The organism is Raskinella chloraquaticus (SeqCode), assembly GCF_021731865.1.
In the GTDB taxonomy this organism is placed as follows: domain Bacteria; phylum Pseudomonadota; class Alphaproteobacteria; order Rhizobiales; family UBA4765; genus Raskinella; species Raskinella chloraquaticus.
Genome location: NZ_JAKFWN010000040.1, coordinates 50,089 through 58,520 on the forward strand (window position 1 = coordinate 50,089; position 8,432 = coordinate 58,520).

An 8,432-nucleotide genomic window follows, 5' to 3' on the forward strand; every position below is an offset into this window, starting at 1 on the left:
CGGATGGATCGCCTGTTTATCGATAAATCAGGCATGGTCATATGGTCTCATCATTCACAGGAGACACTCATGCCTCATCTGCTTCGTATCGATGCCAGCTCACGCCTCACCGGCTCCACCTCGCGCGATCTTGGTGACGCCTTCGCCCAGGCATGGATGGCGCGCGGCCCAGCCTATACCGTTCAGGAGCGCGATATCATCGCCCAGCCGATCCGCCACATCTCGCAAGCGACAATCGCCGGTTATTATACGCCGGCTGATCAGATGAATAACGAGCTGCGCGAGGCAACGGCACTGTCGGACGCGCTGATCGCCGAGTTGCAGCAGGCTGACGAACTGCTGATCACGCTGCCGATGTATAATTTTTCGGTGCCATCTGCGCTCAAGGCATGGATCGACCAGATCGTGCGCATCGGCCACACATTTGCGTATGACGGGCAAAACTTCAACGGTCTGGTCAAGGCCCGGAAAGCGACCATCATCGCCGCCTATGGTGCGGGTGGTTATCTGAATGGAGGCCCGTTCGCGGGCGCTGATTTCTGCGGACCCTATCTCAAATTCCTTCTGGGTTTCCTTGGCGTGAAATCAATCGAGCAGATCGCCGTTGAGGCAACCACGGGTGATGCGGCAGCCCTTGCCGCCGAGGTCGCCCTCGCCAAGGGCCGTATCCGCCGAGCGGTCGCTGCCTGATGTGAGACGCTGGATGGGTGCGGCGGCGCGGGTGACAAATCCGCCGCCGCGCCATCGTGGACTGTCGGCGCTTTGCTTGAACCCGATGAGTGCCTTGCGCTAGACCTGCCTCAGCCAAGGGGTGGGATGGATGAGCTTTCAGACAAGATGGATCAACGTCGTCATCCTCGTGCTGGCACTGATCGGGCAGCTTGCACCTGAGGCGCAGGCTCAGACGCCGCCCCAGACGCTGTCAACGTTGACGATTGCCACCCGCCTCGTCCAGCCCTTCGTCATGCGCGACAATGATGAGCTGCAGGGGTTCAGCATCGATCTATGGAAAGCGCTGGCGCGCGAGATGGGCGTCAACAGCCGGCTGGTTGTGAAGGACACACTGCCCGAGCTGTTTGCCGAAGTGCGCGAGGGGCGTGCCGATATGGCGATTTCCGCCATTTCGATTACCGCCGAGCGGGCGCGCATCTATGATTTTTCGCAGCCGATGTTCGATTCCGGCCTGCAGATCATGATCACCGCTGATCGCTCCCAGGCCGGTTCATCGCTCGGCAGCCTCTTCACCCTCTTTTCGTCCAAGGCCTTGCGCGAATTATTGATTGTGCTGGTGATTCTGATCGCCCTGCCAGTGCCTTTTGTCTGGCTTGTCGAGCGTCGGCACCCGAAATCTTTCGTGCCGTCGGACAAGAAAAGAAACGAAGCGGTAAAATCGCTGTGGTGGACCTCCTCCACGCTTGCCGGTCAGGCAACCGACATGCCGGCCAGTTTTCTTGGTCGCATCATCGCCGTCGTCTGGATGTTCGTCGGCGTCGTCTTCGTCTCCTACTTTACCGCAACCGTGACGGCTTCGCTGACCGTCAAACAGCTCACCGGCGAAATTTCCGGCCCTCAGGACCTTGTCGGCAAGAGGGTCGCTACCGTGTCTTCAAGCACGGCCTTTACCTATATCCGCCAGCTCGGCGTCGAGCCGCGTGGTTTTGATCAGATCGCCCAGGCCATCGCCGCGCTTCATGCCGGAACTGTGGACGCCGTCGTCTATGACGCGCCAGTACTGCAATATCACGCGATTCATGAAGGCAAGGGCAAGGTTCAGGTCTCCGGCGCCATCTTCCGGCCTGAAACCTATGGCATCATGTTGCCTGCCGACAGCAGGCTGCGCAAACCTGTGAACGAAGCGCTGCTGAAATTGCGCGAGAGCGGGGAATACCAGGCGATCCACGCCCGCTGGTTTGGCGTAAGCAATGACGGAAATTGAGCGCGCACAAGGATTAAGCCGATGGCGGTTGGTTGGAAAGTGATCGGCGGGGTGATGCTGAACCTGATCGGCATCCGTACAGCCGAGGAACCGGCCTTTGCCATCATCACCCGCCTGTCGCCAGAGGCGGAAATCCGCCTCTATGCGCCGCGCCTTGCGGCTGAGACCGCGATGGAGGATGGCAGCGAGGCCGCGACCAACGCCGCCTTTCGCCGCCTTGCCGGGTATATTTTCGGCGCTAACAGCGCGAAGGGCGATATCGCCATGACAGCCCCCGTCGAGACATCCCCCGAGATTGCCATGACGGCGCCTGTCGAGACGGCGACACGCGATGGCAAGCCGGTCATGCGCTTTTTCCTGCCCGCGGCCCTCACCCGCGACAAGGCGCCTGTCCCGGATAATCCGGCCGTTCTGCTCTCACCTGTCCCCGAGCAGAAACTCGCCGTGTTGCGTTTTTCGGGCACCTCCGGCCCTGAGCGGGTTGCCGAAAAGACGGCCGAGCTGCGCGCGCTTTTGAGCCTGGAAGGGCAGCAAACGGCGGCGCCGGCGCGGCTTTACCGCTATGATCCGCCGATGACGCCGCCCTTCCTGCGGCGCAACGAGGTCGCCATTCCGCTCGATTGACATGTGCTGTCTGACATGGACGTTTGCCCCACGCGGGATTTCCACCGGGGCGGCATGGCGCTATCATGTCGCCGGTGAACAGGGGCAGGACAGGGGCGGGACAAGGTCGATGTGGCGGAGCGCAATCCTCCTGTGCCTGGCGTTCGTGCTGCCAGCAGCAGCATCCGCCCAGGAAAACAGCCGTGAAGAGGCAGCGCGGCGGGCTGCCCAGCTGTCACGACTTGGTCCGGATGCCGCGCGGCGCATTTTTTTTGAAAACAATGATCCGGCCCCGCTCGCGGCGCGCGCTATCGGTTCTTATGGCCGTGGCTGCCTTGCCGGGGCGCAGGCGCTCAGCCCCGATGGCCCGACCTGGCAGGTGATGCGCCTTACCCGCCAGCGCAATTGGGGGCATCCGGCGCTCATCTCATGGATCGAACGCTTTGCCCGTGATGCGCATTCCGAAGGCTGGCCGGGCCTGCTGGTCGGCGATATCGCCCAGCCGCGCGGCGGGCCGATGCTCACCGGCCACGCCTCGCATCAGCTGGGGCTGGAGGCTGATCTGTGGCTGACGCCTGCCAGAACGCGCCTCAGCAGCGAGGAGCGCGAGGAAATGCCAGCCATCGACATGGTTCGCCGCGATCTGTTGAGCGTTTATCCTGACCGCTTCACCGACGCCCATATAAAATTGCTGTTGCGGGCGGCAAGCTATCCGCAGGTCGACCGCATCTTCGTCAACGCCGCGATCAAGAAGGCGATGTGTGCCCGCACCCCGCCGGAAAATCGCGCCTGGCTCGCCAAGATACGTCCGTGGCATGGCCACACCTTTCATTTTCATGTGGCGTTGCACTGTCCGCCTGGCGAGGAAAGCTGCGTCAACAAGCGCGCGACGCCGCAGGGGGAAGGCTGTGGTGCGGATCTTCAGGCCTGGTTTCGCGACAGCGTACGCTTTCCCAAGCCGCGCACCGGAGCGCCGGGGCGCGAACTGACGCTCGCCGATTATCCCGAAGCCTGCCGCAAGGTCGCCGTGACCCGCTGATCGGTTCTCTTCATCCTTCCTCAAGTCGCCTCGTGCTTTTCTGTTGTTCGCACGACGGACGGGAGAGGCATGAGCATAAACCGTGAAGCTGGAGCGATGGCGGCTGCACCTGGCAACCGGTTAAACGGCCCTGTCGCCGTGACGCTTTTCGGCTGGCTTTCGTTTGCTGCACTCGGCCTTTATCATGGCTGGGCGGCGGTGACAGGGCCGGGGCTGGTTGACCCTGATGCGCTGGTGCGGCTGGCACAGATCCGCGATTTTCTCGGCGGGCAGGGCTGGTTTGACCTGACGCAGCAGCGTCTCGACGTCCCCAATGGCGTTGCCATGCACTGGTCGCGAATCGTTGATCTGCCGGTAGGCGGTCTTATTCTGGCTGCTTCTTTTCTCGTTGAGCGCGAATCTGCCGAAAAAATCGCTCTCATCATCTGGCCCGTGTTGCTGGCACTTGGCTATGTCGGCGGGGTGGTCGCCAATGCGGTTGGGCTCGCCGGCAGGAAAGCCGCTTTCCCGGCAGTGATTCTGACACTCCTTTGCGTTCATGTCCGTCATGCTTACGCGCCGGGAAATATTGATCACCATAATCTGCAATTGGTACTCACCCTGTGGCTTGCGGCTGCCCTCATGCGCCTTGATCGCGGCCTGCGGTCGGGAGCGCTTGCCGCACTTTGCGCTGCGCTGATGATGTCGATTGGCATGGAAACCATCGGGCAGGTGGCGCTCGCCGGCATTGTGGTCGCGCTGGCGCAAACCCTCGACCCGCAGCGTTTCCGCTTGGGCGCCGGCGCTTTTTCCTGGTCGTTTGCAGCCTTCAGCCTGATCGCTTACGGGCTGTTTGCCGTGCGAACCGGTCCTGGCGTTCTGGTCTGTGATTCATTGTCACCGCCCTACCTTGCCGCAGCCCTCGTCGGCGGCGGCGGGCTTGGCCTGGTCAATGCCGCCTCATGGCGCTGGGCGTTCTCTTTGCCGGCACGCCTGGCGGGAATAGCGGTTGTGGGCGCTGCGGCGCTTGTCGCGGCTGGCGTGCTCGCCCCTGAATGTCTCGCCGGTCCCTATGCCGAGCTCGACTCCCGTCTGGTAAGCCGCTGGCTCGTTGACGTTGATGAAGCACGCCCGCTTCTATCCCTGCTCGCGCTCAATCCAGCGCTTGCGATCAACGCCGCAGGCACAGTGATGTCCGGCGTGCTGATTGCGCTCCTTGTGCTGACAGGCACGCCACGACGCGATATTTTTGCTCCCGCAGTTCTCTTTGCCTTTCTCGCCATCAGCGTTGCTGTCACGCTCGTGCAGATCCGCGGCACGGTCTTCGCTGCCACCCTGTCGCTGCCCTATGCCGCCTGGCTGATTGCGCGCGCCCGCGATCATGCAGCCTCCCGCCCTGGAATTGCTGCTCAGGCGCTCCTGATTGCAGCCTGGCTGGCGCCTCAGAGCCTGGTTTATGAAGGCATCGGCAGGCTATTGACCAGGCTTGGTGTGGTGGCAGCGCCCACCCGTGCTCTTGGCGATGATGAGGTGAAAGCGGCAGCCGCCTTGCCCGCGATCAATGCCTGCTTTGAGCGCGCGCTCTACGCCCCGCTTGCCGCCCTGCCACGAGGTCGTGTGATGGCAACGATCAATCTTGGCTCAGCCCTTCTGGCCTATACACCACATGGCGTGGTTGGGGCGCCCTATCACCGGCAGGTTGGCGGAATTCTCGATAGTCTCGATACGTTTGCCGGCACCGTGCAGGCCGCCAGAGCCATCCTGCAGCGCCGTGGCATCACCTATATCGTGACATGCCGCAATGACAGTCTCTTCGTCGCGGCACAAAATCCCGACAGTTTCGCTGAAGCACTTGCCGAAAACAAATTACCCGAATGGGTGAACCTGTATCAAACCTCCGGCCCTTTGACGATTTATCGCCTCCTTCGCTAGTTTGCCGGCATTCTGTGTCCGAGGCGCAATCGGCAGGCGACAGCCGCCGCGCGACCGCGTAATCTGATCGCAGTTTTGTTCGCAAGGGAGCCGTCACGGTGAAAGCCATCCTGCTGCCAACCGAAGCCAATGAGAGTATGAACGCCACCTTCGAGACGGCGCGCGTATTCGCCTCCTTCTTTGCCTCGCGCATCGAAGGGATTGATCTGGCCGCCGATCTGCAATTCATGTTGACCGGCGATCTTGCCGAACCGCTCAGCGCTGTGATGCTGGAACAGCAAAGCTCTGAATCGCGGCACATGGCGCGCCAGCTATTCGAAAGCTTTTTTGCCACCGCACAGCTAGGCGGCGCGACGGCTGCGTGGCGTGAGGGTGTCCACGCCACCGACGGCGATCTGGGAGCGGTGGCCCGCGTCTACGATATCACGGTGCTGGGCCGTCCCGGCCAGGGCGTCAAATCAGCGCGCATGGCTTCGCTCGAAGCCGCCCTGTTTGAGAGCGGCCGCGCCATCCTGGTGGCGCCACCGGTCCCGGCTGCCACAATGTGCAATCACGTGATGATCGCCTGGAACCACAGCACCGAGACGGCCCGCGCGGTTGCCATGGCCAATGATGTGCTGGCGCGGGCGAAGAAAATCACCATTCTGACCGTTGAAGGCTCGACCATTATTGGTCCAACCGGGGATGATCTGGCCGCTCATCTGCGTCTGCGCGGTCTTGCCGTTGATGCGGTCACGGTAAAGCCAACACCGCGGGGTTCTGGCGATACCATTTTGAGCGAGGCCAGGGAGCGCAGCTGCGATCTTCTGATCAAGGGCGCCTACACCCAGAGCCGCCTGCGTCAGATGTTTTTTGGTGGCGCCACCAGCCACATCCTCGCCCACACCGCAGTGCCGGTTTTCATGGCCAATTGAGGCGTTTGCCCGGGGCGCCGGAGCCGGTCCTGTAACAACAGCCGGCGCGCTTGCGAGAAATCAAGCGGGTCGCGCGATCACGCCAGGGCGGAATTGGTCTCGATGAAGCTCACAAGCTTCGATTTCGGCGCCGCGCCCACTTGCTGGCCGATCACCTTGCCGCCCTTGAAGAGCAGCAGGGTAGGGATGGCGCGCACGCCGAACTGGGTCGGTGCGTTCGGGTTCTCGTCGATGTTCAGTTTGACGATTTTCACCTTGCCCGCCATCTCTTTGGAAATTTCCTCGAGCGCGGGGGCAATCTGCCGGCATGGGCCACACCATTCGGCCCAGAAATCAACCAGAACCGGCTCAGCCGAATCGAGGACTTCGCTCTGGAAGGTGGCGTCGGTCGCTTTGACGGTCATGGTGTGTTCCGTTTCTTGGCAGGGGTAAGGAGCAACGAACCTAGGTATTGCACCGTGAAGCGTCAAGGAATGGTTGCTCATCCACCTTCGATTGTGGCAAGCGCGGCAGCCATGCGCTCGCTCGATAGCACGTCATAACGTGGCAATCGCGTCCATACCAGCGCTGCCCGTGTCTGGCGATCGCGATAACGCGATGAAAGAAGGCGCGCATAAAGCGCGAGCTGGATGATGTAGGCCTGCGGTGGTCCATCGCTTGGCGCCTCGCCGCTCTTGAAGTCGATAATGTCGATGTACTCAGCGCCAACAGCCAGCAGATCGATGCGCCCCGACAGCGTCAGGCTGCGCCGGGGCGCCACCTCCACCGTGCCGATGACCGGCACCTCGGCCAGATGCGGGCCAGCGAGCAGGGCAGCCAGTTCCGGCATGGCCAGAACGCCGAGCGCCTCGTCTGCGAGGCCTGGCGCCGCTGAACCGAGCTGGCGGCGTGCATAGGCTTGCGCCGCCTCGTGCCGCCGGGCGGGTGGCAGTTGCGGCAGTGTCTGCAAAAGCTGATGGAGGACCTGGCCACGCAGCCGCGCCGCCAGCCCCTCCTCAATCACAGGATATACGCTCGCGCCGACTGTACCACCGCCGAAGCGAGAGGGCGCGGAGAGGCGGCGGCCTGCCGGCGATGGCGGGACTGGACGCTGCAGCCAGTCAGGGATCATCGCTTTTGCCGCCACGGCAGGGCGGATGGTCGCTGGCGTGTCAGCTGCGAGTGCTGTGGCTGGATAGCGCCATGACACGATGTCACCTGTCGCATCCGTTTCACCCGTGCACAGCGGGCGCAGTTGCTCATCGATCAGCGCATACCAGCTGGTGGCGGGCGCTTCCTTGGTGCCTTTCAGATAGCCTGCAATCAACAGGCGATCCTCGGCCCGCGTCATCGCCACGTAAAGCAGTCTGTAATATTCAGCGAGCGCCGCCTGATCCCCGGCAGCCCGCGCGCGCGCCACAAGGTCCGGCTCCTGGCCCGCTTTGCCAAGCCACAGCAGGAGCGGCTTGCCGTCCAGCGGATCACACGCCTCGACGAGGCGGTCCTCCGACAACCGTCGCGGCACCTGCACCGTTTCCGGCATGATGACGTATTTCGCCTGCAGCCCCTTGGCGTTATGGATGGTCATGACGCGTACCTCGTTGCGCCCCTGCTCCATCTCGCGCTTGACGACCGACTCGGTGCTGCGCATCCACGCCAGAAAGCCCTGCAGGCTTGGGATGTGACGTGTTTCGAAATCAAGCGCTGCGGCCAAAAATTCGCTGAGCGCGTCATTGGCTTCGCTGCCGAGCCTGCCCATGAAATCCCGGCGCCCGCCGTCGCGGCCAAGCACACCGGCGAAGAAATCGTAAGGGCGCTCGGTCCCCGCGCGCTCCCGCCAAGCCGCAAAGCGGCGATGCGCCGTCTGCCAACGCGTCTCCTCCCGCGCGCGCCGTGCCAGCTCATCGGCAAGCGTGTGGTCCGCGCGCCCGTTTGCCAGGCGGAACAGGTCATCCTCATCAAGCCCCAGCAGCGGCGATTTGAGGAGGCAGGCAAACGTCAGATCATCGTCCGGCAGCAGCACGGCATCGCCGAGCGCCAGCAGATCCAT

Annotated in this window: 8 protein-coding genes; 6 read left to right on the forward strand and 2 right to left on the reverse strand. The window is 62.6% G+C overall.

The window, feature by feature from the left end:
* Positions 1 to 69: 69 nt before the first annotated feature.
* The 6 genes from ACINK1_RS13470 (at position 70) to ACINK1_RS13495 (ending at position 6,403) form a co-directional block, all read left to right on the forward strand.
* Positions 70 to 690: an FMN-dependent NADH-azoreductase gene (locus ACINK1_RS13470; RefSeq protein WP_376802047.1), complete on the forward strand. Its 621-nt coding sequence runs from the start codon at positions 70 to 72 to the stop codon at positions 688 to 690.
* Between the two features lie 130 nt (positions 691 to 820).
* Positions 821 to 1,936: a transporter substrate-binding domain-containing protein gene (locus tag ACINK1_RS13475; protein WP_376802048.1), complete on the forward strand. Its 1,116-nt coding sequence runs from the start codon at positions 821 to 823 to the stop codon at positions 1,934 to 1,936.
* Between the two features lie 21 nt (positions 1,937 to 1,957).
* Positions 1,958 to 2,560 carry a heme-binding protein gene (locus tag ACINK1_RS13480; protein ID WP_376802049.1) on the forward strand — a complete coding sequence of 201 codons (603 nt, stop codon included), beginning with the start codon at positions 1,958 to 1,960 and terminating at the stop codon, positions 2,558 to 2,560.
* A 109-nt stretch (positions 2,561 to 2,669) separates the two neighbouring features.
* Positions 2,670 to 3,578, forward strand: a complete 909-nt coding sequence (gene mepA / locus ACINK1_RS13485; protein ID WP_376802050.1) for a penicillin-insensitive murein endopeptidase — start codon at positions 2,670 to 2,672, stop codon at positions 3,576 to 3,578.
* Positions 3,579 to 3,647: 69 nt separating this feature from the next.
* A complete protein-coding gene (locus tag ACINK1_RS13490; RefSeq protein WP_376802051.1) occupies positions 3,648 to 5,489 on the forward strand; it encodes a hypothetical protein in 1,842 nt (613 codons plus the stop codon).
* A gap of 98 nt (positions 5,490 to 5,587) precedes the next feature.
* Positions 5,588 to 6,403, forward strand: coding sequence for a universal stress protein (locus ACINK1_RS13495; RefSeq protein ID WP_376802052.1), 816 nt, complete (start codon positions 5,588 to 5,590; stop codon positions 6,401 to 6,403).
* Between the two features lie 77 nt (positions 6,404 to 6,480).
* Here ACINK1_RS13495 and trxA read toward each other — a convergent pair whose 3' ends face one another.
* Entirely contained in the window at positions 6,481 to 6,807 is a 327-nt protein-coding gene (trxA, locus tag ACINK1_RS13500; RefSeq protein ID WP_376802053.1) for a thioredoxin, read from the reverse strand.
* 77 nt (positions 6,808 to 6,884) lie between these two features.
* Positions 6,885 to 8,432 (reverse strand): PD-(D/E)XK nuclease family protein (locus ACINK1_RS13505; protein WP_395760156.1); only part of this gene is annotated, 1,548 nt, incomplete at its 5' end.